We start from the raw sequence: 511 nt of genomic DNA, 5'->3' as shown, positions 1-511 counted from the left end.
CCTTACTCGGTGTTGACCGTCCTCAACGATCGGGTTTTCGCTTGTTACGGGGACGACCAATTTCACGAGTGAGACATGCTTCGCAATGGGTTGCAGGACTTCAATATCCACTTGACTTTCAGGCATTGCGATAGTTAGCGTTCCAAGATACGGTCGATCCGTCTCAAGCAAGAACGCAGTGATCTTTTCTGCGTGTTTCTCGCTAATGTCTCGCTGACCAGGAGTTGTGAGGCTCTCCGCGTCGAAATCGTGGCGCTCCAACAGGCGATCGAAGGTGAGTTGATCAGCTACCTGCTTGAATGGGATCGTGAAGGTGATCTTGCGCATGGTTCCGGCGTTGGACAAAAAGCCGATTGCCTCAAACTTCGCGGGAATGGAAATAGACCCGTCTCGAAGCGCCTCTGCAGCTGCGCCAACCGTGGGATCACTGGATTGGGTCGTCATGTACTCACCCTTCATGTAGCCCCGAGCTGCAACGGCTCGACTCTCAGTCTGGGAGGTGAGAGTGGAG

1 protein-coding gene is annotated in these 511 nt (G+C 53.8%); it reads right to left on the bottom strand.

All coding sequences use genetic code 11. The annotated features are described in order from the left end of the window. The coding region (locus IE113_RS16195; RefSeq protein ID WP_229822722.1) for a DNA sulfur modification protein DndB at window positions 1-459 on the bottom strand (459 nt) is incomplete at its 3' end. Window positions 460-511: the final 52 nt, after the last annotated feature.

Origin of the sequence: Novosphingobium arvoryzae (assembly GCF_014652615.1) — a bacterium.
GTDB classification, from domain to species: Bacteria; Pseudomonadota; Alphaproteobacteria; order Sphingomonadales; family Sphingomonadaceae; genus Novosphingobium; species Novosphingobium arvoryzae.
Note: the sequence above shows the minus strand (reverse complement) of the source record. Positions and strands in the feature narration are given on the sequence as shown.